The sequence below is a fragment of the Microbacterium sp. MEJ108Y genome (assembly GCF_000834175.1).
Taxonomy (GTDB): Bacteria; Actinomycetota; Actinomycetes; order Actinomycetales; family Microbacteriaceae; genus Microbacterium; species Microbacterium forte.
Map to the genome: position 1 here is coordinate 1 of NZ_JXQX01000036.1, position 25,173 is coordinate 25,173.

General features: G+C 67.6%; 29 protein-coding genes and 1 tRNA gene. 10 read left to right on the forward strand and 20 right to left on the reverse strand.

Features of this window, described 5'->3' with window-relative positions; all coding sequences use genetic code 11:
* Positions 1-81 precede the first annotated feature (81 nt).
* Positions 82-360 (reverse strand): helix-turn-helix domain-containing protein, encoded by a 279-nt coding sequence (locus RU09_RS14710; RefSeq protein ID WP_042541631.1) that lies wholly within the window; start codon positions 358-360, stop codon positions 82-84.
* On the reverse strand, positions 357-626 hold the full coding sequence (locus RU09_RS14715; protein ID WP_042541632.1) for a helix-turn-helix domain-containing protein: 270 nt from the start codon (positions 624-626) through the stop codon (positions 357-359). The genes RU09_RS14710 and RU09_RS14715 overlap by 4 nt, the downstream gene beginning before the upstream one ends.
* Before the next feature lie 86 nt (positions 627-712).
* Between RU09_RS14715 and RU09_RS14720 the strand changes: the two genes are divergently transcribed.
* Genes RU09_RS14720 through RU09_RS14730 form a run of 3 tightly spaced genes read left to right on the forward strand, consistent with a single transcriptional unit; the run spans position 713 to position 2,832 of the window.
* Positions 713-1,060 carry a hypothetical protein gene (locus tag RU09_RS14720; RefSeq protein ID WP_042541633.1) on the forward strand — a complete coding sequence of 116 codons (348 nt, stop codon included), beginning with the start codon at positions 713-715 and terminating at the stop codon, positions 1,058-1,060.
* Between the two features lie 24 nt (positions 1,061-1,084).
* Positions 1,085-1,522 carry an ImmA/IrrE family metallo-endopeptidase gene (locus RU09_RS14725; RefSeq protein WP_042541634.1) on the forward strand — a complete coding sequence of 146 codons (438 nt, stop codon included), beginning with the start codon at positions 1,085-1,087 and terminating at the stop codon, positions 1,520-1,522.
* Positions 1,522-2,832 carry a tyrosine-type recombinase/integrase gene (locus RU09_RS14730; protein ID WP_042541635.1) on the forward strand — a complete coding sequence of 437 codons (1,311 nt, stop codon included), beginning with the start codon at positions 1,522-1,524 and terminating at the stop codon, positions 2,830-2,832. The genes RU09_RS14725 and RU09_RS14730 overlap by 1 nt, the downstream gene beginning before the upstream one ends.
* Positions 2,833-2,947: 115 nt before the next feature.
* On the opposite strand, the gene RU09_RS14735 is transcribed toward RU09_RS14730, so the two are convergent.
* Positions 2,948-3,024: transfer RNA gene (locus tag RU09_RS14735), tRNA-Pro, on the reverse strand.
* Between the two features lie 118 nt (positions 3,025-3,142).
* Here RU09_RS14735 and RU09_RS14740 point away from each other — a divergent pair.
* The 6 genes from RU09_RS14740 to RU09_RS14765 are packed head-to-tail and all read left to right on the forward strand — an operon-like array spanning position 3,143 to position 6,989.
* Positions 3,143-3,727: a GNAT family N-acetyltransferase gene (locus RU09_RS14740; protein WP_042541636.1), complete on the forward strand. Its 585-nt coding sequence runs from the start codon at positions 3,143-3,145 to the stop codon at positions 3,725-3,727.
* Positions 3,724-3,921 carry a hypothetical protein gene (locus tag RU09_RS14745; protein WP_042541637.1) on the forward strand — a complete coding sequence of 66 codons (198 nt, stop codon included), beginning with the start codon at positions 3,724-3,726 and terminating at the stop codon, positions 3,919-3,921. The genes RU09_RS14740 and RU09_RS14745 overlap by 4 nt, the downstream gene beginning before the upstream one ends.
* A gap of 21 nt (positions 3,922-3,942) precedes the next feature.
* Complete coding sequence (locus RU09_RS14750; RefSeq protein WP_042541638.1) at positions 3,943-4,398, forward strand: hypothetical protein; 456 nt, start codon at positions 3,943-3,945, stop codon at positions 4,396-4,398.
* Positions 4,399-4,438: 40 nt separating this feature from the next.
* Entirely contained in the window at positions 4,439-5,107 is a 669-nt protein-coding gene (locus tag RU09_RS14755) for a lysoplasmalogenase (RefSeq protein ID WP_042541639.1), read from the forward strand.
* A complete protein-coding gene (locus RU09_RS14760; protein ID WP_042541640.1) occupies positions 5,107-5,493 on the forward strand; it encodes an RNA-binding S4 domain-containing protein in 387 nt (128 codons plus the stop codon). Before RU09_RS14755 ends, RU09_RS14760 begins: the two co-directional genes overlap by 1 nt.
* Before the next feature lie 38 nt (positions 5,494-5,531).
* Positions 5,532-6,989 (forward strand): HNH endonuclease signature motif containing protein, encoded by a 1,458-nt coding sequence (locus tag RU09_RS14765; protein ID WP_042541641.1) that lies wholly within the window; start codon positions 5,532-5,534, stop codon positions 6,987-6,989.
* Between the two features lie 22 nt (positions 6,990-7,011).
* Here RU09_RS14765 and RU09_RS14770 read toward each other — a convergent pair whose 3' ends face one another.
* The 17 genes from RU09_RS14770 to RU09_RS14845 form a co-directional block, all read right to left on the reverse strand.
* Complete coding sequence (locus tag RU09_RS14770; RefSeq protein ID WP_042541642.1) at positions 7,012-8,010, reverse strand: NUDIX domain-containing protein; 999 nt, start codon at positions 8,008-8,010, stop codon at positions 7,012-7,014.
* 87 nt (positions 8,011-8,097) lie between these two features.
* Positions 8,098-9,618: a ribosome biogenesis GTPase Der gene (der, locus tag RU09_RS14775; RefSeq protein WP_042541643.1), complete on the reverse strand. Its 1,521-nt coding sequence runs from the start codon at positions 9,616-9,618 to the stop codon at positions 8,098-8,100.
* Entirely contained in the window at positions 9,611-10,285 is a 675-nt protein-coding gene (gene cmk / locus RU09_RS14780) for a (d)CMP kinase (RefSeq protein WP_042541644.1), read from the reverse strand. Before cmk ends, der begins: the two co-directional genes overlap by 8 nt.
* The gene (locus RU09_RS14785) at positions 10,278-11,423 is read right to left on the reverse strand and encodes a prephenate dehydrogenase (RefSeq protein ID WP_082041154.1); all 1,146 of its coding nucleotides are present in this window, start codon (positions 11,421-11,423) and stop codon (positions 10,278-10,280) included. Before RU09_RS14785 ends, cmk begins: the two co-directional genes overlap by 8 nt.
* Positions 11,420-12,208 carry a pseudouridine synthase gene (locus tag RU09_RS14790; protein ID WP_042541645.1) on the reverse strand — a complete coding sequence of 263 codons (789 nt, stop codon included), beginning with the start codon at positions 12,206-12,208 and terminating at the stop codon, positions 11,420-11,422. Before RU09_RS14790 ends, RU09_RS14785 begins: the two co-directional genes overlap by 4 nt.
* An 82-nt stretch (positions 12,209-12,290) precedes the next feature.
* On the reverse strand, positions 12,291-12,893 hold the full coding sequence (gene scpB / locus RU09_RS14795; RefSeq protein ID WP_042541646.1) for an SMC-Scp complex subunit ScpB: 603 nt from the start codon (positions 12,891-12,893) through the stop codon (positions 12,291-12,293).
* Positions 12,883-13,728 (reverse strand): segregation and condensation protein A, encoded by an 846-nt coding sequence (locus tag RU09_RS14800; protein WP_042541657.1) that lies wholly within the window; start codon positions 13,726-13,728, stop codon positions 12,883-12,885. Before RU09_RS14800 ends, scpB begins: the two co-directional genes overlap by 11 nt.
* A gap of 67 nt (positions 13,729-13,795) precedes the next feature.
* A complete protein-coding gene (locus RU09_RS14805) occupies positions 13,796-14,629 on the reverse strand; it encodes a ParA family protein (RefSeq protein ID WP_042541658.1) in 834 nt (277 codons plus the stop codon).
* Positions 14,630-14,788: 159 nt separating this feature from the next.
* Positions 14,789-15,691 (reverse strand): site-specific tyrosine recombinase XerD, encoded by a 903-nt coding sequence (gene xerD / locus RU09_RS14810; protein WP_042541647.1) that lies wholly within the window; start codon positions 15,689-15,691, stop codon positions 14,789-14,791.
* 2 nt (positions 15,692-15,693) lie between these two features.
* The gene (locus RU09_RS14815) at positions 15,694-16,272 is read right to left on the reverse strand and encodes an NUDIX domain-containing protein (protein ID WP_042541648.1); all 579 of its coding nucleotides are present in this window, start codon (positions 16,270-16,272) and stop codon (positions 15,694-15,696) included.
* A gap of 14 nt (positions 16,273-16,286) precedes the next feature.
* A complete protein-coding gene (locus tag RU09_RS14820) occupies positions 16,287-17,984 on the reverse strand; it encodes a CTP synthase (RefSeq protein WP_042541649.1) in 1,698 nt (565 codons plus the stop codon).
* Positions 17,985-18,001: 17 nt separating this feature from the next.
* Positions 18,002-19,717, reverse strand: a complete 1,716-nt coding sequence (recN, locus tag RU09_RS14825; RefSeq protein WP_376708824.1) for a DNA repair protein RecN — start codon at positions 19,715-19,717, stop codon at positions 18,002-18,004.
* The gene (locus RU09_RS14830; RefSeq protein ID WP_042541651.1) at positions 19,690-20,604 is read right to left on the reverse strand and encodes an NAD kinase; all 915 of its coding nucleotides are present in this window, start codon (positions 20,602-20,604) and stop codon (positions 19,690-19,692) included. The genes recN and RU09_RS14830 overlap by 28 nt, the downstream gene beginning before the upstream one ends.
* A complete protein-coding gene (locus RU09_RS14835; protein ID WP_042541652.1) occupies positions 20,601-21,398 on the reverse strand; it encodes a TlyA family RNA methyltransferase in 798 nt (265 codons plus the stop codon). Before RU09_RS14835 ends, RU09_RS14830 begins: the two co-directional genes overlap by 4 nt.
* Positions 21,395-21,571, reverse strand: a complete 177-nt coding sequence (locus tag RU09_RS18785; protein ID WP_197066088.1) for a hypothetical protein — start codon at positions 21,569-21,571, stop codon at positions 21,395-21,397. Before RU09_RS18785 ends, RU09_RS14835 begins: the two co-directional genes overlap by 4 nt.
* 61 nt (positions 21,572-21,632) lie before the next feature.
* Positions 21,633-22,670 (reverse strand): HAD-IIA family hydrolase, encoded by a 1,038-nt coding sequence (locus tag RU09_RS14840; RefSeq protein WP_042541653.1) that lies wholly within the window; start codon positions 22,668-22,670, stop codon positions 21,633-21,635.
* Complete coding sequence (locus RU09_RS14845; RefSeq protein ID WP_331452460.1) at positions 22,670-23,647, reverse strand: hypothetical protein; 978 nt, start codon at positions 23,645-23,647, stop codon at positions 22,670-22,672. The genes RU09_RS14840 and RU09_RS14845 overlap by 1 nt, the downstream gene beginning before the upstream one ends.
* A gap of 51 nt (positions 23,648-23,698) precedes the next feature.
* Between RU09_RS14845 and RU09_RS18595 the strand changes: the two genes are divergently transcribed.
* Positions 23,699-25,066, forward strand: a complete 1,368-nt coding sequence (locus RU09_RS18595) for a hypothetical protein (protein WP_156145945.1) — start codon at positions 23,699-23,701, stop codon at positions 25,064-25,066.
* Positions 25,067-25,173: the final 107 nt, after the last annotated feature.

Here is a 25,173-nt window from a genome sequence, read left to right on the forward strand (position 1 = left end):
GCGTGGTCGGGGCAGCCCCCACGGTGCCCCGACCCGCCTCGCCCGATACCCCAGCGGGCACCCGGTCCCCAGACCGGGAGTTCATGAGCGCACCTCAGCGCCGGCGACGCGGTGCTCCGCGAGCCAGGCAAGCAGGTCGGTGCGGGTGTAGCGGATCACGTTCGAGCCCGGGATCGAGATCGCGACGGGCCCCTCGTTGCGGTCTCGCCAGCGCTGAAGCGTGAGCGTCGTGACCTCGAGGATGCCGGCGAGAGTCTTCGGCGACATGATCGGCGGCACATCCTCGAAGCCGAACGCGCTGTTCGGTGCCTCGGTCTCTGCCTCGGTGTCTCGCATGAGCGGCGTGACGTTGCTGCTCACGATGCCACCGCCGTCTGCTGCGGCGCGGTCGCTCGCTCCCAAAGCACCGGCAGACTCACGCCAAGGAAGCGGGCGGCGAGCACCATCTCGATCGCGTTGAACGGCTTCGAACCGTTCAGGCGACGGCCGATGGTGTGCTGAGTTGTGCCGATGGCGAGGGCGAGTTCGCCAGCGGTTCGGCGCTGGCGGGCGAGTTCAGCTCGGACCTCGTCAGCGAAGCGCCGAGCTGTGTTCGCATCCTCGGGAGTAGATGCATGAAGTTCCATGCAGTTAACGTCGCATGGATATCCATGCACTGTCAACCTCGTCATGCAGCTTGTGCAAAATTCATGCAGTCTGCCATGATGGGCACATGACCGAAACCGAGTTTGCCGAGCGCTTCTCAGCCGCTCTCGTGTCCGAGATCAAGGCCGAGATGGGCCGACAGTCGCTGTCGTCTCGCGGCCTGGGGCGCATCATCGGCAAGTCTTCTCAGTACATGTCAGACCGCCTCGACGGCGGCAACACGAAGACTGGCCGCCGCGTCATTCTCAACGTCTGGGACATCTCGTCGATCGCGAAGGCGCTCGGCATCTCCGAGATCGAGTTGATCCAGCGCGCGGACAATGTCGCACGTCGCCAGCAGGATTACGATCTGGTCGCTAACGAATCGATCAACGAGTTCCCCGCCGGCAACGACGCGGACTTTGACCACGCATAACCATGCTCACCGAGGGGGTCCCGCATGGACGTATGGAATCTCGCAGCTGATCTCGGCCTCACGGTCAAAGAACGCCGCGGCTCACACCGGAGCGGTTACGCACCCGGGAACAACCACATCGAACTCACTCCGGGAATGCGCGGCCGCGTCCTCCGCGGCGTCATGTGCCATGAAATCGCGCACCATGTCCTCGGGCACCGACCCACGGACTTCGGGCTCATCCGGAAACGCCAGGAAGCCACCGCGAACATCTGGGCAGCGCAGAGGCTCATCACGCCAGAGGCCTATGCCGAGGCCGAGGCACACCGTGACGGTCACGTGACCTCGATGGCAATCGACCTGAACGTGCCCGACGAGCTCGTAGTCGTCTACCGCAGCACGCTGCTCCGCACCGATGGAATCGTCTACGTCGATCCACGGATGGGCGCGGGCCAATTCGCTCACCGCATCGAGGTCGGCTAGTGGCCAAAGCCTGGATCAACGACCGCTGGGTGAAGGATGCCACCGTCACTCTGCCCGACGGCAGCACGACGAAGATCAGCCCCACGGCGGCGCAGATGCGATCGCTAAAGTCCATGCCCGAGCACTTCCGCACCGCGAGGTTCGGCACCGGGAACCGCTGGCTCGCAGGCTGGTACGAGCCCGGCGGCGTGCAGCAGCGCACGAAGACGTTCGCGAAGCGCATTGACGCCGAGTCGTTCGTCGCTGAGCTCGAGGACGACATCCGCTCGGGCCGATACATCGACCCCAACGAACGCGAGCGAACCTTCGCGGATGCCGCCGAGGCTTGGCTCGGGTCGAAGAATCGGATCAAGGACTCATCGTGGCGGCGTTACCGTCGCGAGCTCGACAACTACGTGATTCCCCAATGGGGCCAGCGGAAGATCGGCAGCATCACGCGACAGCAGATTGACGCATGGGTGCAGCAGCTGCGCGATGGCACGTCAGTGTTCGTCTTCGACCAGAAGCAGCATCTGAAGGACAGCGGGCGCAAGCCGGTGCAGATGAGCGCCAACTACCTGAAGCACGTCGTCGGCGCTACGTTCGGCGGCGTCCTGCGGTACGCCATGCACGAGAAGTGGATCGGGTCGAATCCGCTCGAGCGCGTCGAGCTGCCCCGCGACGAGGGTGACATCGAGAACGACCTGCCCTCGCTCTCATACGTCGAGCTCGCCCGCCTCTCCGACGCCGCCGACGGCCTCGGCCGCGACACCGACCGTGTGCTCCTCGATCTGCTCGCGAACAGCGGGCCCCGCATCGGCGAAGCCACAGCGCTGAAGATCAAGGATCTCCGGCTCGAAGAGAAGCGCGCGCGCGTGCACCGCACTTGGACGACCGATCGCGAGGGACGCCGGAAGCTCGGCCCTGTAAAGACCTGGGAGAAGCGCTGGCTGCCGCTCGCCGACTTCGTGATCGAAGGACTCGTCCGGATCACCGCCGGCCGGGATCCGGAGGATTTCGTCTTCATCACGGTGCGCGGCGCTGCGGTCGATGGCGGGAACTGGTACAACCGTGTCTGGCTGAAGGCGCGGCGCGCAGTCCACGCTGCCGCCACGTACTCAGTGCATGACCTTCGCCACGTTGCAGCGACGAACGCGATTGCCGCGGGCGCCGACGTCAAGCTCGTCCAGCAGATGCTCGGACATAAGGATGCAACAGAGACCCTGAACACATACTCACACCTGTGGCCGAGCCGCGTCGCCGAGGTCATCTCTGCTGTCGAAGCGCGCCGCCGCGAGGCTCTCGCCGCCGATCTCACTCGCGCCGCTTGATGTCGCGCGTCCGCGCCATGTGGACTGAGTGTGGACTGGCCTTCTCAGGCGCTCGTATCCGGACATGAGAAAAGCCCCGGAGTTCCGCGTAGTTCTGCGGTTCTCCGGGGCTTTGTGGTCGGGCTGACAGGATTTGAACCTGCGACCCCTTGACCCCCAGTCAAGTGCGCTACCAAGCTGCGCCACAGCCCGTTGTTCTGCACTCTCGCGCAGGCAACTCCCCTATCTTAGCCCCACTCTCACGCCGTTCGCGAACCGGGTGAGCGCCGGGCGTTGCGTGGTGTCGGAGGCGCGGCGTAGCGTCACCTGCATGGCGACGATCACGACAGAGGTGGCGACGACCGCCCGGTGGGATGACGTTCAGCACGCGCTCACCGGGGGCGGTGATGGTGCCAGCTGCCAGTGCATCTGGCCGATGATGAGCAACAAGGAGTGGAATGAGACGACCACGCCGCAACGCGTCGAGATGCTGCGCGATGAGATCGAGGCGGGCCCTCCGCCTGGCCTGATCGCCTACGTCGATGGCGACGCAGCCGGGTGGATTCGGATCGGGCCACGCACCAAGCAGCAGCGGGTCCCGCGCACGCGCATGATCGCGGCAGCATCGGATGAGCCTTTCGACGACGAATCGGTGTGGGCGGTCACGTGCTTCGTGGTTCGTCGAGAACACCGAGGCTCGGGCCTCAACCTCGAACTGCTGCGCGCCGCGGTCGACTTCGCGCGAAGCTCTGGAGCTCGACTCATCGAGGGGTACCCCGTCGACACCCGCGGCGAGAAGAAGCGCACGAATGACCTGTTCCACGGCATGCTCACCACATTCCTGGCTGCAGGCTTCGAAGAGACGGCCGAGCTGAAGCCGGGACGCACCCTCGTGGCACTGGAGCTCTCCGGGTGACGGAGGAGACAGAGCTGCCCGCATCCATGGGCACGGTCGCACGCAGAGAGCTGGCTCTGCGAGGATTCACCCGTCTCGAGCAGTTCGACGGAATGTCCGAGAGCGCACTGCTCGCGATTCACGGAGTGGGCCCGAAGGCCCTCCGCATCCTGCGCGAGCATCTCGAATCCCGCGGCTCGGCTCTCAGACCGTGAGCGACCGCTACCGTGGGTGACATGAGCGACGAGAACCCGACCATCGAAGACCCCGAGCTGGGCACCCTCACGCGCGCGACGACGGAGCTGACTGATGGAACCGTGCTGACCCACGACTGGTACGCCGGCGGCACGGTCATCAACGGTGAACCCCTCGACCTCATGATCGAAGGAACCGACGCCGATGAGGCGGCCGCTCTGCTCCCCCACGTGCATGAGACGATCGCAGCCCTCGGCGTTCTTCGACGTCTGGCTACGGATGCCGTCGTGGCCGCCTTCAGCAACGTCACCCCCGAGCAGCACGAGCTCGACGACGCGGCATCCGACCTCAGCCTCGAGACGCTCGAGGCTTCAGCCGACGGCACCGTCGTGCTCCACCTCATCGATACCTGCGGCCAGCACTTCCCCGAGGGATACTGGCCCGCTGTCCACCTCGGGACCGACGGTCAGATCACCCAGGTCACCGTCGAGTCCTGACCGCGTCTGGCGCCGTTCGATCCCGCCCTACGATGGGGAGATGCAGCGCCGCCGTCAGCTTGATCCGCTCCAGTGGGCATTCCTGCCTTACATCGCGGTCTCGGTGACCCACGTGGTGCTGCTGGGCCTCGACAGCCCTGCGGCCGGGCCGACCAAGCTGCTCCTGATGCCCCTGCTCGCCGTGCCGGTGCTGGTATCGCTGCCCCGGATCCGGGAGCGTGCCGCGCAGGCATTGATTCTCGTGGCGCTCGCGTTCTCATGGCTCGGTGACAGCGCGGGCGCGGTCTTCCCTGCAGCGCCGGAGGTACCGCTGATGCTGATGTTCTTCGGCATCGCGCATCTCGCATACATCGCTCTCTTCATCCGTCACCTCGCTGTGCGTCGGATGCAGTGGTGGGCGCTCGTCTACGCCGGATGGTGGGTGGCGATGGTGACTTTCGTGGGGCCCCATGCCGGTGGGCTGCTGATCGCGGTCGCCGTCTACGGACTCGTCCTCGGTGCCACAGCGGCATTCTCCACTCGGTGCCATCCGCTCGTCGCGATCGGCGGTGCTTTCTTCCTCGCGAGCGACACGGTATTGGCCCTTCGTCTCTTCCTCCCCGATTCGCTCCCTGCCTGGAGCAGCCCTGCCATCATGGCCACGTACGCGATAGGACAGGGCCTGATCATCGCCGGCGCCCTGATCACACTGAGAAAGCGCGGTGCCTGATGGCCGATGCCGCACGGGTCGACAGCTGGCTCTGGGCGATCCGCGTGTACAAGACGCGCTCAGCGGCGACCACCGCATGCCGCGCAGGGCATGTGCGTGTGAACGGCGACAAGGTGAAGGCCGCTCAGCACGTGCGCATCGGCGACGAACTGCGTGTGCGGATCGCCGGTTTCGATCGGATTCTGATTATCCGCCAGCTGCTCGTCAAGCGCGTCGGCGCGCCGGTCGCGGCCCTCGCCTACGAGGATCGCACACCGGAGCGCGAGCCTCAGGCCGCTCTGGGATTGCGCGATCGGGGAGCGGGGCGCCCTACCAAGCGGGAGCGACGCGACATCGACAAGCTGCGGGGCCGAGGATATGAGGATGACGGCATATTCCCTGGCTGACACTGTGTTGAGTCGAACATATCTTCTAAACTGAGAGCATGGCTCAGCGCACCGATCTCGACCTCGATCTCGAGGAGCGCCGCAGGCTCCTCGACGAGTGGGTCGCCACACGGCGCCAGATCGCTGCTCTCGAAGCCAAGTCTTACGCGCTCCTCGTCGAGCGCATCAGGGTGCACGACGCCGATGTCTCCGAGAGCCCCCACCACCGCGATGCGATCTACAGATCGATGATTGCGGAGTACTCCGCGGCAGGGCACATCCCGAAGGGCTCTGTCGAGTACGCCTTCACGGATGCGCGCACACTGACACGAGCGCTTCCCGCCGTGCATGCCACGTTCGCTGCGGGGGCCATCACCGCACGGCACGTCCGTGAGATCGTGCGAGCAAGCGAGATCGTCGGCGATGCCATCCGCGACGGACGCGTGGAGCCCGCCACGATGAGCCTCTACGAGACGGCCGTGCTGGTCGTCGCCGAGCAGGACACGGCGCAGCGGACGAAGATCCATGCCCGCCAGGTGGCGGCGGCTCTCGTCGGCGAGACCGTTGTCGAACGGCAGCGCCGCTTCGCGGCCGAGCGCTGTGTGACGGTCAAGTCGGTCGACGACGGCCTGGCGGTGCTCACAGCGGTTCTTCCCGAGTGGGTCGCCGTGGCGATCTCCGATCGTCTCACGCGAATGGCACGTCACATCGCGCGCACCCGCGGCGAACGGGAGCCGAGCCTCGAGTCACTCGACGACGACTGCGAGAACGCGCTCCACCTTTCCGATCTCTCCCCCGAAGACCCCCGGTACGACGCCTACTTCGAGGCCGGAGTGATCGCTGCCGACGGTACCTTCGTCACCGATCCGCTCGCCGGCCTGATCGACCCTATGACCGATCCAGCGAGTCCCGACCTCGAGCACCTTTCCGGCGATACCCGCACGTTCGATCAGATCCGCGCCGATCTGCTGTCCGATCTACTGCTCTCCTCTGATCCGAGCGAAGCGAACGGCGCAGGGCTCGAGAACGTCTCGGCCCGCATTCAGGTCACGGTCGCTGCGAGCACCCTCGCCGGAGATGACGATCGACCCGCCGAACTCGACGGACACGGCCCACTCGATCCCGATGTCGCGCGCGGACTCGCGGGGCGTTGCACCGGATGGTCACGCCTGTTCCTCAGCAGCACCGGCCTGGTGACAGAGACCGACGCATACTCCCCCACGGAGCAGATGCGGCGCTTCCTCCGAGCACGAGATCAGCACTGCAGATTCCCTGGATGCCGGATGCCGGTGCACCGCTGCGAGATCGACCACAACCACGACCACGCTCGCGGTGGCCGAACACGCATCGACAACCTCAGTCACTTCTGCACGACGCATCATTCGCTCAAACACCCCGACATCGATGAGCGGCATCGGTGGAAGGCCCGCCAGACTCCCGATGGGAGTATCACCTGGACCAGTCCGCTCGGCCGAGATTACGTCGACCCACCTCGTCGTCGGGTGATGTTCGTCTGAACGCAGCGACGCGCTGTATCCATCAGGCCTGTTGCGGCAGCACGCCCAACAGCCAGCCGGCCGAGAGCACCTGCGCGGCGCCCGCCGCGACGACGCGGTTCTGCAGCTCGCGGTCGCTCGTGACGGCGACGACATACTGTCCCGCCCGCGATCGACGCTCGACCTCCGCGACGATCGTGTCGTCACCCGCGGCCTCAGCACGCACAACCGAGACGCCCCCGGCGGGGAGCAGCTCGGGGGCCATCGCATCTGCACCAGCACCAGCACCAGCACCAGCACCAGCACCAGCACCAGCACCAGCAGATGATGACGGCGACGGTGCGGAGATCCCGCGCGCCTTCCCTTCGACGACGAGTGCGACCTCCGGGAACCAGAGCGTCCCATCGATCCCGAGATCAGACGCCGGCACGGCGACCCCGTCCAGGCGCGAAGCGAGACGAGTCGCCGCGCCCGCGCGATCCTTCCACCAGCCGTCGGGCACTGAGCCGACCACGTTCGCGGCATCGACGACGAGCGCCGGGCGAACCTCGAGCAGGGCGCAAAGAGCAGGCCATGCGTTGCCGAAACCGGGATGCAACGGTCGCGAATCGACCTCGTCGACCGGCACCCACTCGAGCGCCACGCTCTCAGGGTCACTGATCACCGGTTCGAACGGGCGCACCACATCGGCGATAACGGTCGTGTATGACCACACGTCGAGGTCGAGCACACTGGTGAACCGTGGCCGCACGGAGCCATCGGGCACCCCCGCCTCCTCCTGTGCCTCACGCACAGCACCCACGATCGCGCTCTCACCCTCGTGCATGGCGCCACCGGGCAGGCCCCACGTACCCCCGAAGTGGCTCCATGAGACGCGGTGCTGCAACAGGATTCCGCGCGCGGGGTCGAGGGCGAGCAGACCGGCGGCGCCGAAACGTCCCCAGTACTTCTCCCCCGACGCGGCGACCACCCAGGCGTCACCCGGGTTCCGGGGCCCATCGGGGCGGCGGGGTTCACCTGGGGCAGGAGGTACGACAGTCACCCCTTCAGCCTGTCACAGCATCCGGGCATCGGCATGCATCGGGTCACACGAGGGAACAGCTGTTCACTCGTGCGACCCGGCTGCGGGTCAGCGCTGACGCTTCTCGCGCACCCGCATGTTGATGACGATGGGCGTTCCGTCGAACTCGTACAGCTCGCGCAGGCGACGCTGGATGAATCGACGGTACCCGGGGTCGAGGAACCCGGTCGTGAACAGCACGAACGTCGGCGGACGAGTCGATGCCTGCGTGCCGAACAGGATGCGCGGCTGCTTGCCTCCGCGCAGCGGGTGCGGGTGCTCGGCGACCAGCTCGGCGAGGAACGCGTTGAACTTGCCCGTGGGAATGCGACGGTCCCAGTTCGTGAGCGCGGTCTCGAGCGCGGGCACCAGCTTGTCGAGGTGACGGCCGGTCTTCGCCGAGATGTTCACGCGCGGAGCCCAGGCGACGTGCGCCAGGTCCTGCTCGATCTCGCGCTCGAGGTAGCGGCGACGATCGGCATTCTCGAGATCGTCGTCGTTCAGACGATCCCACTTGTTGAACGCGAGCACGAGCGCACGACCGGACTCGAGCACCAGGTCGATGATGCGGACGTCCTGCTCGCTGATCGACTCGGACACGTCGAGGACGACGACACCGACCTCGGCCTTCTCGAGCGCGGCTGACGTACGCAGCGAGGCGTAGAAGTCGGCACCCTGCGCCATGTGCACGCGGCGACGGATGCCGGCGGTGTCGACCAGACGCCACAGCTTGCCGCCGAGCTCGACGATCTCATCGACCGGATCGCGGGTGGTTCCTGCGAGGTCGTTGACGACCACGCGCTCTTCGCCGGCGGCCTTGTTGAGCAGCGACGACTTGCCGACGTTCGGGCGACCGAGGATCGCGACGCGACGCGGTCCGCCGATCTCCGCCTTCGCGACGGCCGAGACATCGGGGAGCGTCTTCAACAGCTCATCGAGCAGGTCGGCCACACCACGACCGTGGATGGCCGAGACGGGGTGCGGCTCGCCGAGACCGAGGTTCCACAGGGCTGCCGCTTCGGGCTCCTGACGGGCGTCATCGATCTTGTTCGCGACGAGGAAGACGGGCTTGCCGCTCTTGCGCAGCATCTTCACGACATGCTCGTCGGTCGACGTGGCGCCGACCATCGCATCGACGACGAACAGCACGACGTCGGCGAGGTCGATCGCGACCTCTGCCTGCGCGGCGACCGAGCGGTCGATGCCTCGCGCGTCGGGCTCCCAGCCTCCGGTGTCGACGAGCGAGAAGCGACGGTCGGCCCACTCGGCCTTGTACGTCACGCGGTCGCGGGTCACACCGGGGGTGTCCTCGACGACGGCCTCACGGCGTCCGAGGATGCGGTTCACGAGCGCCGACTTGCCGACGTTCGGGCGACCGACGATCGCGACGACCGGCAGTGCGGGGAAGAACTGGATGCCGTCCTCGCCCATCGTGATGCCGGCGAGCAGCGCGGCATCTTCATCGTCGAGGTCGTAGTCGGCGAGGCCCGCGCGCAGTGTCTCGGCACGCGCCTCGGCGAGCTGCTCGTCGAGCTGAGCCATCTTCTCGGCGAGCTGGTCGGGGCCGCCTTCGTATTCGTCGTCAGCCATGGTGTACTCCTCGGGTTCGTTCGATCACCGCGAGGACGGCGTCGATGGTCTGTGTGAAATCGAGCTCCGTCGAATCGACGACCTCGACGCCTTCGGCGGCGTTCAGGAAGTCGACGACGGCGCTGTCTGAAGCGTCGCGCTTGTGCAGTGCGGCCGCGACGGTCTCGGCGTTCTCGCCGGCGAGTTCGCCGGCGCGTCGTGCGGCGCGCACCTCGGGCGCAGCCGTGAGAAGGATGCGCACCGGGGCGTCCGGTGCCACCACGGTGGTGATGTCGCGCCCCTCGACGACGACAGCCGGGTAGGGCGCCTCGGCCACGAGGGTGCGGAACAGGCGGTTCACCTGGTCGCGCACCTCGAGGACGCGGGCGACGCCGCTGACGGCGCCCGAGACGGTGGGTTCGCGGATCGCGTCCGTGACGTCCACGTCGCCGACCCGCACCGTGCGATCGTCGGGGTCGAGACCGAGGCGCACAGGGAAATCCGCGACCGCGTCGAGCACCGCGGCAGCATCCGCCGTGTCGGCCCCTCGATCGAGCACGTGCCAGGCGAGAGCGCGATAGGCCGACCCCGTGTCGAGGTAGCCGAAGCCCAGAGCACGGGCGACCGCCTTGGACACACTGGACTTGCCGGAACCGGCGGGCCCATCGATCGCGATGAAGTCAGTCATTGGTGGTACCTGCAATCCGCCAGCCGCGTTCCTGGAGTCCGGTGATCGCGCCGTGCAGCGCTGCGGGCTCGACACTGATCTCGGCGAGGCCGAACTGTGCACCCGGTGAGTGTTCGAGACGAAGATCCTCGACGTTGACGCCGAGCTCTCCGAGCTCGCCGAACAGACGGCCGAGCTGGCCGGCGGTGTCGTCGATCATCACGACGAGCGACTCGAACCGCTGGTTCTGTCCGTGCTTTCCCGGGAGCCGCTCGACGCCGTCGTTTCCCTGTCGGATCGTCTCGGCGACCACGCGCCGAGCGCCGGGCGCTTCGGGCTCGCGCAGCGCGTCGGACACCTGACGGAGATCGGATGCCAGGGCGTCGAGGATCTCGACCACGGGCGCGGCGTTCGCTCCGAGGATCTGCACCCAGAGCTCAGGGGCCGATGCGGCGATGCGCGTCGTGTCGCGCACGCCCTGGCCGGAGAGACGCAGCGCGCCCTCATCCGCCTCGGCGAGCCGTCCGGCAAGAAGGCTGGCGATGACCTGCGGAACGTGCGAGGTGAGGGCGACGGAGCGGTCGTGCTCCTCCGGAGTCATCTCTAGGGGCATCGCTCCGACATCGAGAGCCAGCGCCTCGACGAGCGCGAGATCCTCTGCCTTGGTGTCGGCATCACGGCACACGACCCACGGGCGTCCGATGAACAGGTCTGCGCGAGCGGAGATCGCCCCGCCGCGCTCTCGTCCGGCGAGCGGGTGCGAGCCGATGTAGCGCGTCAGGTCGACTCCGCGCCTCTGCAGACTGTGGAAGGGCTCGAGCTTGACGCTCGCCACGTCAGTGACGACGGCGTGCGGAAAACGAGCCAGTTCGGACTCGATGACGTCTGCAGTGACGTCCGGCGGCACGGCGACCACGATCAGCACCGGCGAGTCGTCGTCGGCAGCCGAGCGACCGGCTCCGTAGTCGATCGCGAGGCGCAGTTGAGCCGGCGACGTATCGGCGAGCACCACATCGACGCCCTTGGCGCGGAGCGCATGACCGATGCTCGCACCGAGCAGACCGGCGCCGACAACACGAACGGTGCCCGAGAGCCTGGCCGCGATTCGCGGCGCGACAGAACTCCGAGCCCCCGTGGGCGCACTCGTCGTATCGGTCACTCGTTCTCCTGTTGCTCGCCTGGCGCCTCGGCGACACCGGAATCACGGCGCGACAGAGTCAAGAGTGCGCCGAGTTCGATTTTAGTCAGTTCGCGGGTCTTCCCAACCGGGAGGGTTCCCAGGTGCAGCGGACCGAACTGACGGCGCACGAGTTCGGTCACCGGGTGGCCGACGGCAGCCAGCATCCTTCTGACGATCCTGTTGCGACCGGAGTGCAGTGTCAGCTCGACGAGACTGGACCCGCGCGAGGTGTCGAGCAGCCGCGCCTTGTCTGCCGCGATCGGGCCGTCGTCCAGATCGATGCCCTTGGTGAGCTTCGAGATCGTCTGGGCTGTCACCTCGCCCTCGACCTTCGCGATGTACACCTTGGTGACACCGAAAGACGGGTGAGCGAGCACGTGCGCGAGGTCGCCGTCGTTCGTCAGGACGAGCAGACCGCTGGTCTCGGCATCGAGTCGCCCGACGTTGTAGAGGCGCTCCTCGTAGTCGTCGGTGAAGACGCGCAGATCGGGCCGGCCGTTCTCGTCGCGAAGGCTGCTGACTACTCCGGTCGGCTTGTTCAGCATCACGTACCGCTTCGTCACGTCGAGCTGAACCGCGGTGCCGTCCACGTCGATGAGGTCGGTCTCCGGGTCCACGCGGCGACCGAGCTCGGTGACGGTCTCTCCGTTCACCCGGATCCGTCCCTCGACGATGTACTGCTCGATCACGCGTCGTGAGGCCACGCCCGCCGCCGACAGCACCTTCTGCAGGCGGATGCCCTCTGGTGTCTCGAAGCCGCTCATCGGATGGTCCCTTCGTCGAAACTGAATCTGTGCATCGTGTCCGCGCGACCCGACGACTTCGGACGAGCGGGTTCCACCGAGGTCATCGGATGGTCCCTTCGTCGAAACCGTCTGCGCCGTCATCGAGCAGAGGAGAGATCGGCGGCAGATCGTCGAGCGAGTTGATGCCCAGGTGCTGCAGGAGCGCGTCGGTGGTGCCGTAGTTGATCGCGCCGGTCTCGGAGTCCGCGAACAGCTCGGTGATGAGACCTCGAGCGAGAAGAGTGCGCACGACCGAGTCGACGTTCACCGCGCGGATAGACGCCACCTGGCTGCGGGTGACCGGCTGCTTGTATGCGATCACGGCGAGCGTCTCGAGCGCCGCCTGAGAGAGTCGCGCAGGTGCCTGTCCGCCGACGAACTCCGCGACGATATCGTCGTGATCCTCGCGCACGTAGAGACGCCATCCACCTCCGACCTCGCGCAGTTCGAAACCACGACGCGGGCCATGCCCCTTGCCGTCGTAATCGTCGACCAGAGTCTCGATCGTCTGCCGTACTGCCGCCACCGGCGAGCCGACTGCCGCGGCGAGGGCGACGAGACCGATCGGCTCGTCGATGATCAGCAGGATCGCCTCGATGCGCTCGGACAGCGGAGACTCCCGCACGGTTGCATCGGTCGCGGATTCGGTCACGTCATCGGTCATAGTCGGCTCCCAGCGATGCAAGTGTCTCGTCCGACCAGGAGTCGGCGGCCCAGCGCAGCGTCAGCTCGCCGAGCGGTTCCAGTTGTTCGAATGAGAGGGCGGCGTGCCGGTAGAGCTCCAGCACGGAGATGAACCGCGCGACGACGATCCCCGGCTCGCTCACACCCGCGACGAGCTCGCGGAAGCTCACCGACTCCGCGGCGCGAAGCAGGGTGACGACGATCGCGGCCTGTTCGCGGATGCTGACGAGCGGCGCGTGCAGATGATCGAGGCCGACATGCGGGATCTCTCTCGGCGCGAAGGCCAGAAGTGCGAGGGCGGCGAAATCGTCGACGCTGAGCGACCAGACGAGCTCTGGCGTCTTCCGCCGGTGCTTCTCGTCGAGCCTGGCCGCGCGCACATGACGTCGGTCCTCGCGCTGCAGGCACCGGGCGAACCAGGCGGACACCTCCTTGAAGGCGCGATACTGCAGGAGGCGCGCGAAGAGAAGGTCTCGGGCTTCGAGCAGCGCGACGGCCTCGGCATCCACCAGCTCACCCTGCGGCAGGAGCCCTGCCACCTTCATGTCGAGCAGCGTCGCCGCGACAACGAGGAACTCCGACGCCTGGTCGAGTTCCTCGTCGTCGTCGAGCTCCTTGAGGTACGCGATGAACTCGTTCGTGACCGCGCTCAGGGAGACCTCGGTGATGTCCATCTCGTGCTTCGAGATGAGGTTCAGCAGCAGATCGAACGGGCCGTCGAAGTTCGACAGTGAGACACGGAATCCGACATCCGAGACGGGAGCTTCTCCCGTGACCTCGGGATCGCGCTCCGCGGCGGCGTCGACAGGCCCGATGGACTCTGCGGGTGAGACGGACTGAGCTGGCGAGACGGACTCTGCCGGTGTGTCTGACGGCTCGAGCTCAGGCGACAGCGCCACGGGTGACCAGCTCCCGCGCCAGCCGCAGGTAGGCCTGCGCGGCAGCGTGCTCCGGAGCGAACTCGGTGATCGGCACGCCGGAGACCGAGGCGTCGGGGAACTTGACCGTGCGACCGATCACCGTCTCCAGGACATCGTCGCCGAACGCCTCGACCACACGCTCGAGAACCTCGCGCGAGTGCAGCGTGCGCGGGTCGTACATGGTGGCGAGAAGGCCGTCCATCGTGATCGACGGGTTCAGCCGGTCCCGCACCTTGTCGATGGTCTCGATCAGGAGGGCCACGCCGCGAAGCGCGAAGAACTCGCACTCGAGCGGGATGATGACGCCATGAGCCGCAGTCAGTGCGTTCACCGTGAGCAGGCCGAGCGAGGGCTGGCAGTCGATCAGGATGACGTCGTACTCCCCCGCCACCTGACGGAGAACACGGGCGAGGATCGTCTCGCGGGCGACCTCGTTCACGAGGTGCACCTCGGCGGCGGACAGGTCGATGTTCGCGGGCATCACGTCGAGACCGTCGACCCCTGAGGGGACGATCGCCTCATGCGCGTCGCGCTTGGTGTCGAGCAGCAGGTCGTACACGGTCGGCACGTCATGTGTCTGGATGCCGAGGCCGGCCGACAGCGCACCCTGGGGGTCGAAGTCGACGGCCAGCACCTTGCGGCCGTATTCAGCGAGGGCCGCAGCGAGGTTGATCGCGGTCGTCGTCTTGCCGACGCCGCCCTTCTGGTTGCACAGTGCGATGATGCGTGCGGGCCCGTGCGAGGCGAGCGGTTCAGGGGTCGCGAAGCCGTGATAGGGACGCCCGGTGGGTCCCATGGGGGTGTCGTCGTTCTTCGACGTTTTCGCCCTGGACTTCGCCGCGTTCTCAGCCACCGATTCTCCTGCTCTTTCGTGCTCGGTCGAGTCTACCGATCGCCTGGCGGGATCACTGCCTCAGCCCCGGCGATCCCGCGATTTCGCCGCGGCGCCGCGATCTCAGCGGGCGCGCGGATGAGAAGTGGCGTAGATGTCCCGCAGGGTGTCGACCGATACGTGCGTGTAGATCTGCGTCGTCGCGACCGAGGCGTGTCCGAGCAGCTCCTGCACGACGCGCACGTCGGCACCGCCCTGCAGCAGGTGCGTCGCGAACGAGTGCCTCAGCGTGTGCGGCGACACCTCCGCGGTGATGTGCGCGTGCTCCGCGGCCGAGCGGATGACGAGCCATGCGCTCTGCCGTGACAGCGGGGCACCGCGAGCACCGAGGAAGAGCCGGGCCGATGCCCGCCCCTTCGCCGCGAGACCTGGGCGGACGCGGGTGAGATACGCATCCACCGCGTCGCGGGCGAAAGAGCCGATCGGCACGATGCGCTCCTTCGACCCCTTGCCCCGAAGGCGCAGCACGTCGCCGTGAGCGAGGTCGTCGACGTCGAGTCCGACCGCCTCGGACACCCGGGCGCCGGTCGCATAGAGCAGTTCGAGCAGAGCCCTGTCGCGGATCCCAATCGGGTCTTCGGCACTGGGAGCGCCGAGCAGGCGCTCGACCTGGTCGATCGTCAGCGCCTTGGGAAGGCGACGAGGGGCCTTCGGCGGACGAAGACGCCCGCTCGGATCATCCTGTTCGATGCCTTCGCGCGCCAGGAAGCGGTGCCACCCGCGCACCGACGACTGCAGTCGCGCGAGACTGGTCGCAGCGGGGGCGGGATCGGCACCCGATCGATCGGCGATGAACCGCCCGACGACGGCCGCGCTGATCTGCGCCGTGTCGGTGACCCCGTCGGCTTCCAGCCACTCGAGGTAGCCACCGAGATCGCGGCGATAGGCGGCGATCGTATGCTCGCTGAGACCGCGCTCGATCGTGACGTGGCGCAGATACGTGTCCAGCGCACGGTCGAGCTGCATCCTCAGCTCCGGTCGCGCAGCCTCTGGGCGGCGGCGAGCACGCCGATGCCGAGGATGCCGTTGCGCATCCGCCCGTCGAGAACCGCCGCGACCGCCGCGTCGAGCGGGACCCACTCGACGCGGATGTCGGCCTCTTCGTCCTCGCGCGCATGCGCGTCCTGCGCCGCCGAGACGCCGCTCGCGAGGAAGACGTGGATGAGCTCGTCGTTTCCGCCAGGGGTCGTCCACGACGAGACGAGCGGCTCCCAGTGCGCAGCGACCAGGTCGGCCTCTTCGGCGAGCTCGCGTCGAGCGGCCTCGAGCGGCTCCTCCCCTGCGACATCGAGCAGACCGGCGGGAAGCTCCCAGTCACGGTGACGGATCGGATGCCGGTACTGCTGGATCAGCAGCACCCGCCCCGCGTCATCCAGGGCGACGATCGCGACGGCGCCCGTGTGCGCGACATACTGACGGCGGATCTCTCCGTCGCCGTAGCGCACCCGGTCGTCGCGGACGTTCCAGACGGCGCCCTCGTACGCGAGATCGCTGCGGAGCACTTCCGGTTCGAAGGGCTCGTCGCGCAGGTCGTCGAATTCAGGCATCGGCTTCGACGAACTCAGGCATCGGCTTCGACGTCGAACAGCTCACTCGAGCGGTGACGCTCGATCGCGGCTCCGACCAGTCCGCGGAACAGCGGGTGCGGGGCGGTCGGACGCGAGCGGAGTTCGGGGTGCGCCTGCGTCGCGATGTAGTACGGGTGCACATCGCGCGGCAGCTCGACGTACTCGACCAGATCGAGCTCGGGGTTCAGGCCCGAGAACACGAGACCGGCCTCGGAGAGCCGCGCACGGTAGGCGTTGTTGACCTCGTAGCGGTGACGGTGGCGCTCCGACGCCTCGGGCGCGCCGTACAGCTCGCGCGCCAGGGATCCCTCGGCGAGTGCTGCCTGGTACAGCCCCAGACGCATGGTGCCGCCGAGGTCGCCACCGTCGAGGATCTCGACCTGCTCGGCCATCGTGGCGATGACGGGCTCGGTGGTCTGCGGGTCGAACTCGCTCGATGATGCCTCGGTGATGCCGGCGACATCGCGGGCGTACTCGATGACCATGCACTGCAGGCCGAGGCAGAGACCGAGCGTCGGGATGCCCTGCTCGCGCGCGAACTTCAGCGCGCCCAGCTTGCCCTCGATGCCGCGGATGCCGAAGCCACCGGGAACGCAGATGCCGTCGAGCTCGCCGAGCTGCTCCTTCGCACCCTCAGGCGTCTCACAGCGGTCCGACGGGATCCAGCGGATGTTGACCTTGGTCTCCTGCGCGAAGCCGCCGGCCTTGAGCGCCTCCGTCACGGAGAGGTAGGCGTCGGGCAGGTCGATGTACTTGCCGACCAGACCGATGGTCACCTCGTGCTTGGGGTTGTGCACGGCGTGCAGCACCTTGCTCCAGCGCGTCCAGTCGACCTCTTCTGCGGCCTTCTGGTCGAGACCGAGGCGGCGCACGATGTACGAGTCGAGGCCCTGGTCGTTGAGCGTCGACGGGATGTCGTAGATGCTCGGCAGGTCGACCGTGTTGATGACACCCTCGGCGTCGACGTCGCACATGAGAGCGATCTTGTTGCGGTTGCTCTCGCTGACCGGACGATCGCTGCGCAGCACGAGCGCGTCGGGCTGGATGCCGACCTGGCGGAGGGCGGCGACGGAGTGCTGCGTCGGCTTGGTCTTCTGCTCGCCGGACGCCCCCATGAACGGGACGAGCGACACGTGCACGAAGAAGACGCTGTCGCGGCCGAGCTCGTGACGCAGCTGGCGTGCCGACTCGAGGAACGGCTGCGATTCGATGTCGCCGACCGTGCCGCCGACCTCGGTGATGATCACGTCAGGACGCGGGTCCTCGGTCGCCTGCAGACGCATGCGGCGCTTGATCTCGTCGGTGATGTGCGGGATGACCTGCACGGTGTCGCCGAGGTACTCGCCGCGGCGCTCGCGGGCGATCACCTGCGAGTAGATCTGGCCGGTCGTGACGTTGGCGGCCTCAGACAGGTTGATGTCGAGGAAGCGCTCGTAGTGCCCGATGTCGAGGTCTGTCTCGGCGCCGTCGTCCGTGACGAAGACCTCGCCGTGCTGGAACGGGTTCATGGTGCCCGGATCGACGTTCAGATACGGGTCGAGCTTCTGCATCACGACGCGGAGCCCGCGGGCCGTGAGGAGGTTGCCTAGGCTTGCGGCAGTGAGCCCTTTACCCAAAGACGAAACGACACCACCCGTCACAAAGATGTGCTTGGTCGTGTCGTTCTTGGGCCCCGCAGAAGAAGAGTTCATCACGGGCTTCGATCCTATCAGGAGGTGGGGGTGCCGAGGCTGAGAAGTTCTCGGGCGTGGGTGATCGCGGCATCCGAATCGGTCAATCCGGACAGCAGTCGAGCCATCTCGGCCTCGCGCTCCTGACCCTCGAGACGACGGACACTCGATGCGGTGACTGCTCCGTCGTTGGATTTGACGACCGAGAGATGGTTGGTGGCGAACGCGGCGACCTGAGCCAGATGAGTGACTGCGATCACCTGCGACTTCTCTGCAAGTCGGGCGAGTCGGCGGCCGACCTCGATGGCTGCGGCACCGCCGATGCCGGCATCGACCTCGTCGAACACGAAGGTGGGCACGGGGTCTGTTCCGGCGATGACGACCTCGATCGCGAGCATGACCCGCGAGAGCTCACCGCCCGACGCCCCCTTGCCGACGGATCGAGGTTCGGCTCCCGGGTGCGGGGCGAGCAGGATCGCGACATCGTCACGACCGTGAGCGCTCTCCGTGCCCGGTGTCACCGCAACCTCGAGGGTCGCGTCGGGCATCGCGAGGGCATGCAGCTCCTCGCTCACGGCCACCCCGAGACGCGCGGCGGCCTCGGTGCGCTCCGCCGTCAGGGCCTCAGCACGTGCATCGAGATCTGTGCGGGCGGCATCACGCTCGGCTTCGAGGCGATCGAGCCGCTCGCCGTCGTCGTCGAGCTCAGCGAGCCGCGTCGACCCCGTCTGCCAGAGCTCGAGAGCCTCGTCCAGCGAACCGTGCGCACGAATGAGCGTGCCCAGAGCTGCGCGGCGCTCTTCGACAGCTGCCAGCTCGTGCGGTCCTGTCTCATCGAGGTCGGCGAGGTATGCCGAGAGCTGCCCCGCGACATCGGCGATGCGGTAGCCGATATCGGCGAGGGCAGCCGAGATGTCGGTGAGCGCGGCGTCGGAGACGCGCTCGAGCGCGCGACGCGCTTCGGCGATCAGAGCCGATGCATCCGGTTCGCCTTCTTCGCTCGAGAGCGCGCTGTGCGCGAGTGACGCGGCGAGGCGCAGCTCCTCGGCGTTCGCCAGACGTTCTGCCCGTGCGGACAGCTCGACGTCCTCCCCGGGTTCGGGGGCAGCGGCTTCGATGAGTGCCAGCGCTTCACGGAGACGCGATGCCTCTTCGGCACGGCGGTCGCGGTTCTCTGTGATGTCGGCGATCTCGGCGTCCAGCTCGCGCCACCGGGCGAACGACGATGCATAGGCGTCCAGCGCCTCGGCGATCGGCGCACCTCCGAAGCGGTCGAGGGCATCGCGCTGCGCCGCGGAGGAGCGCAACCTCAGCTGTTCGGACTGGCCGTGCACGACGACCAGCTCCTCGGCCAGAGCCGACAGCACTCCCGCCGGCGCCGCGCGTCCGCCGACGCTCGCGCGACTGCGGCCCTCGGCACTCAGCGTGCGGGAGACGTACAGCTCGGCGACACCGGACCCCGCAGGCTCCAGCTCTCCACCGGCATCCGAGACGATGTCGGCGACGTCGCCCGTCTCAGGCACGATCCACACGCCGGCGACGGATGCCTGGGCTGCACCCGCTCGAACGGCTCCGGAGTCGGCGCGCTGCCCGAGCAGCAGGCCGAGGCCGGTCACGACCATCGTCTTGCCCGCACCGGTCTCACCCGTGATCGCGGTGAATCCGGCACCGAGGGGCAGCACGGCGTCGGCGATCACGCCGAGCCCCTGCATCCGCATCTCCTCGATCACGAAGCCGCCCCCTGTCCGCGCCATCCGGCGACCGGCAGCTGGAACTTGCGCACCAGACGGTTGGTGAACTCGGTGGGATGCAGGCGCGCGAGGCGCACCGGACGCGAGGACTTGCGCACCACGACCCGTGCGCCAGGAGGCAGGTCGTGGGAGCGGCGGCCGTCGCACCAGAGGATGCCGGCACCAGAGGTGCCCTCGAGCATCTCGATGGCCACGGCAGCGTCGGGGCTGACGACGAGAGGCTTGGCGAACAGAGCATGAGCTGACAGGGGCACGACCGCGATGGCTTCGACGCTGGGCCAGATGACCGGCCCGCCCGCCGAGAAGTTGTAGGCCGTCGACCCGGTCGGCGTGGACACGACCATGCCGTCGCAGCCGAAGCTCGACAGGGGCAGACCGTCGATCTCGAGCACGACCTCGATCATGCGCTCGCGGCTGGCCTTCTCGACCGTGGCCTCGTTGAGCGCGAAGGTCTCGTACACGACGGCGCCGTCGACGTCTTTGACGCGCACCGACAGCGCCAGGCGCTCTTCGACCTCGTAGTCGCGATCGATGACGCGTCGCACAGCGGCATCCATGTCGTCTCGATCGATCTCGGCGAGGAATCCGACGTGTCCCATGTTGATGCCGAGCACGGGTGCCGAGCAGCCGCGCACCAGTTCGGCGGCGCGCAGGATTGTGCCGTCTCCCCCGAGGACGATCGCGAGTTCGAGCTCGTCCTGCTGCACGGTCTCGCCGAGGATGTCGACGTCAGCGAAGTGCGGGTCGACCGCTCTCAGGTCACCGCTCTCATCGGGCGGGAGTACAGGACGCGCACCGGCACCGCGGAGTTCGTCGATCACCTTGCGGGCCGCCTCGACAGTGGCCTCCCGGCCGGCATGGGCGACGACCAGGATGTTGCGCTCGTTCATCGTCTCCCTGCCAGTGCGTTGATGCGGTCTGACCATTCTGACGGATCGCTGCCTCGCGCCGGCGCGAGGTGAAGGAGATACTCCGAGTTGCCGTGCGTTCCGAGGATCGGCGAGGGCAGGATGCCGAGCATGCCCAGGCCGGCATCCCAGGCGCTCCAAGCCGTTCGTGCGACGGCATCCGCGCGCGTGGCCGGGTCGGTGACGAGTCCGCCGCGCACCGCGGTGCGACCGACTTCGAACTGCGGCTTCACGAGCAGGACGATGTCTGCGCCGGCAGCGGCGACCCCCGCGACAGCGGGCAGCACGTGCTCGAGGGAGATGAAGGACAGGTCGCCGACGATGAGGTCGGGAGCGTCCGCTTCGCCCGTGACCTCCTGGAGATTCTCGGGAGTCATGTGACGGACGTTGTAGCCCTCGACGACCACGACGCCGGTGTCGGATGCCACGGCCGCGGCCATCTGGTCGTGGCCCACGTCGACGGCGAGCACGCGCCGCGCTCCGCGCTCACGAAGCACCTGGGTGAAGCCGCCGGTGGAGGCACCCATATCGAGCGCGAGGCGGCCGTCGGCAGAGATGCCGAATCCGTCGAGAGCGGCGATCAGCTTGTGTGCCCCACGACCGACGTAATGATCGGCGCCGGCGACAGTGATCTCCGCCGTGTCTGCGACAGGTGTCGAGGCCTTCACCACGGGGCGGCCGTCGATGCTCACGAGACCGCCGGCGATGAGCGTGGCAGCATGCGTGCGCGAACGAGCGAGTCCTCGTGCGGCGAGGGCGGCATCGAGTCGCGTCATCGGGAGCCCGGCGCGTCGCGCTGGTCGAGCTTCGCGCCGCTGTCGAGGCGGCGTGACAGCTCTTCGTGAAGCCCGGAGTACGCGTCTGCTCTGGCAGCGAGAGGCTGCCCCTCGATCAGGCGCAGGCGACTCCACAGACCGTCGGTCGGTGCATCCGTCGTCTCATCACTCACGCCTCTACTGTACGCGGCGGCGCCGACACGTCGGCGGAGCCACGGCGGCGCAAGGCGTCGGTCAGGGCCGGTGGAACGGGTCGTCGTAGAGACGCTCGGGCACTCGCAGCACGAATACCGGTGTTCCGGAGGCCCAGATCGCAGATGCGCCTGCCCGAAGCAGATCGATCTGCGACTCTCCCTCGGCGATGATCTCGACGTCGGCACCGACGACCCGCACGGATGCGCCGTTGACCGAGTGGACGCCGTCTTTCGACGTGACCTCCGGGTACGGCTGGTGCAGTTCGCGCAGGTCACTGAGGATGTACGTCGGACGCGACCCCTCCGGCGCGGCGAGTACGTGCTTCGGTCGGTCGATGCCGGTGAGCACGAGCGCGGAGTCGATGCCCGCGCGGACGGCTCCGAGGATGTCCGTGTCGAGACGGTCGCCGATGAACAGCGGCTTCTTCGCACCGAAGCGCTCTGTGGCCTCTTCGAAGATCGGCGTCTCAGGCTTGCCGGCGACGGTCGCGAGCCGACCGATTGCCGTGTGCACGGCAGACACGAGCGTGCCGTTGCCCGGGGCGACGCCGCGCTCGCGCGGGATCGTCCAGTCGGTGTTGGTGGCGATCCACGGGATGCCGCCATCCTCCTCGGGAACCTTCAGCGCGAAGGCCGCCTCGGCGAGATCCGTCCACGCGACCTCGGGGGCGAAGCCCTGCACGACCGCATCCGGAGCATCCTCGGCGCTACGAGTGACGGTGTAGCCCGCCTTCTCCGCCTCGTCGACGAGTCCCGCTCCGCCCACGATCAGAAGCGTGGCGGGTGGCGGGACGATTCCGGCGAGGAGCCGCATCGCAGCCTGCGGGCTGGTGATCACATCAGCGGGCGCGACGTCGAGGCCCAGGCTGCTCAGGTGCTCGGCGACCGACGCGTCTGTGCGAGATGCGTTGTTCGTGATGTACCCGAGCCGAGCAGTCGTCGCGGCGGCGTTGAGGCTCTCCACCGCATGCGGCAGAGCGCCCGGACCCGCGTAGACGACGCCATCCAGATCCGCGAGCACGGCGTCCACGCCGTCGAGCGGGGTCCGCAGCGCAGGCTTCTTGGAGAACAGCCCCACTACGCCTCCTTCGACGAATCGGATGCTGTGAAGCCCTCGGCGGTCTCGTCGGCGCCATCGTCAGTGCCGGCAGCCGCGTCGTCTTCGCCGAGGAGCTCGCGCACCTCGTCGTCGATGGACGGCTCGGGCTCGACGTCAGCGTCGTCAGCCTGAGCGTCGTCAGCCTCGTCAGCCTCGTCAGCGTCGTCAGCGTCGTCAGCGTCGTCAGCGTCGTCAGCGTCGTCAGCGTCGTCAGCGTCGTCAGCAGCGTCAGCAGCGTCAGCAGCGTCAGCAGCGTCAGCAGCGTCAGCAGCGTCAGCAGCGTCAGCGTCAGCGTCAGCGTCAGCGTCAGCGTCAGCGTCAGCGTGGTCGTCGTCGAACTCGCCTTCGATCAGGCCGTCCTCGATGATGATCTCCTCGTCGCCGGCCTCGTCGACGCCCAGCGCCTGGGCGGCGACCTCTGCGCGGTGGGCCCAGAACTCGGCTTCGTCAGTTCGTCCGAGGTCCTCGAGCACTGCTGCACGAGCGGCGAACAGCGCAGGGCTCCACTCGAACGCACGGTCGGGGTCGAGCTCGGGAATCTCGAGTTCGCCGAGCGCGAGCTCGAGGTCCCCCTGATCCAGGCGTGCACCCGACATTGCGATCGCCAGAGAGACGCGAACGGGCGTGCTGAGGGCAGCCCGGTCGACGGCGCGACCGGTCTCGAGGGCGCGGTCGGGGCGTCCGATGCCCCTCTCGCTGTCGACCATCAGCGCGATCTGGTCGTCCTTGCCGGAGATGCGACGATACGTCCGCAGCTCGCGAAGAGCCAGAGCGAAGTCCTCGGTGGCGTACGCAGTGATACCGAGCGTTTCGCGGACGATCGCGATACGGCCGGCGCGGCGAGACGCGGCGAGAGCGTGCTCGTGCGCACGGGCCGGATCCTCGTCGATGAGCTGAGATGCCATGGCGAGGTGACGCGCGACCAGTTCGGCGTTCTCCTTGCTGAGAGTCTTCAACTCGTTGCGAGCAGAGGTGTGCAGGTCGCGGGCCGTGACCTCATCCGGGATGTGCGGGTCGTTGAAACGCGGCCGATCTCCGTCTGCCTGAATCGGACGTTCGCGGCCCGCTCCCCCACGCTGCGGGTAGGATCGCGACGAGTCACGTTCCTGTCCGGCGTCGCGGTTGTAGCCACCCGAACGAGGGGCGCCACCATCGCGGTTGTAGCCACCGGAGCGCGGTGCGCCACCGTCACGGTTGTATCCACCGGAACGAGGGGCGCCACCGTCACGGTTGTATCCACCGGAACGAGGTGCGTCGCTGTCGCGGCGCGGTGCATCGCCGTCGCGGTTGTAACCGCCCGACCGAGGTGCGCCACCGTCGCGGTTGTACCCGCCCGAACGAGGCGCACCGCCATCGCGGTTGTATCCACCGGAGCGAGGAGCGCCACCGTCACGGTTGTACCCGCCCGAACGAGGAGCGCCACCGTCGCGGTTGTATCCACCGGAACGAGGTGCGTCGTTGTCGCGGCGCGGGGCGCCACCGTCGCGGCTGTACCCACCGGAACGAGGAGCACCGCCATCGCGGCTGTATCCACCGGAACGAGGTGCGCCACCGTCACGGTTGTACCCACCGGAACGAGGAGCACCACCATCGCGGTTGTACCCGCCCGAACGAGGAGCGCCACCATCGCGGTTGTATCCACCGGAACGAGGTGCGTCGTTGTCGCGGCGCGGGGCGCCACCGTCGCGGTTGTACCCACCGGAACGAGGAGCGCCACCATCACGGTTGTACCCGCCCGAACGAGGAGCGTCATTGTCGCGGCGCGGGGCGCCACCATCACGGTTGTAGCCACCGGAACGAGGTGCGTCGTTGTCGCGGCGCGGCGCACCACCATCACGGTTGTAGCCACCAGAGCGCGGTGCGCCACCATCGCGGTTGTACCCGCCCGAACGAGGAGCGTCATTGTCGCGGCGCGGGGCACCACCGTCACGGTTGTACCCACCAGAACGAGGCGCGCCACCATCACGGTTGTACCCGCCCGAACGAGGAGCGTCGTTGTCCCGGCGCGGGGCACCACCGTCGCGGTTATACCCACCGGAACGAGGGGCACCACCATCGCGGTTGTAACCACCGGAACGGGGAGCGCCACCATCACGGCTATACCCACCCGAACGAGGGGCACCACCATCGCGGTTGTAACCACCGGAGCGCGGAGCGCCACCATCACGGCTATACCCACCCGAACGCGGAGCACCACCATCACGGTTGTCTCCGCCCTCGCGTCGGGGCGCGTCATCACGACGCGGACCGCCGCTGCGGTTCTGATCCGAGCGCCCTCCGGAAGGTCGGTGACCGCGCGATCCATTGTCGTCGTTGCGACGCGGACGGCGCTCTTCCTCTTCCGGCATGATGCTCCCTGTTCTAGATGTTGTTAACGCAAAATGGCCACCCAACGATGGGTGGCCATTTGCTTAAAAGAAGTCCGGCGGTGTCCTACTCTCCCACAGGGTCCCCCCTGCAGTACCATCGGCGCTGTGAGGCT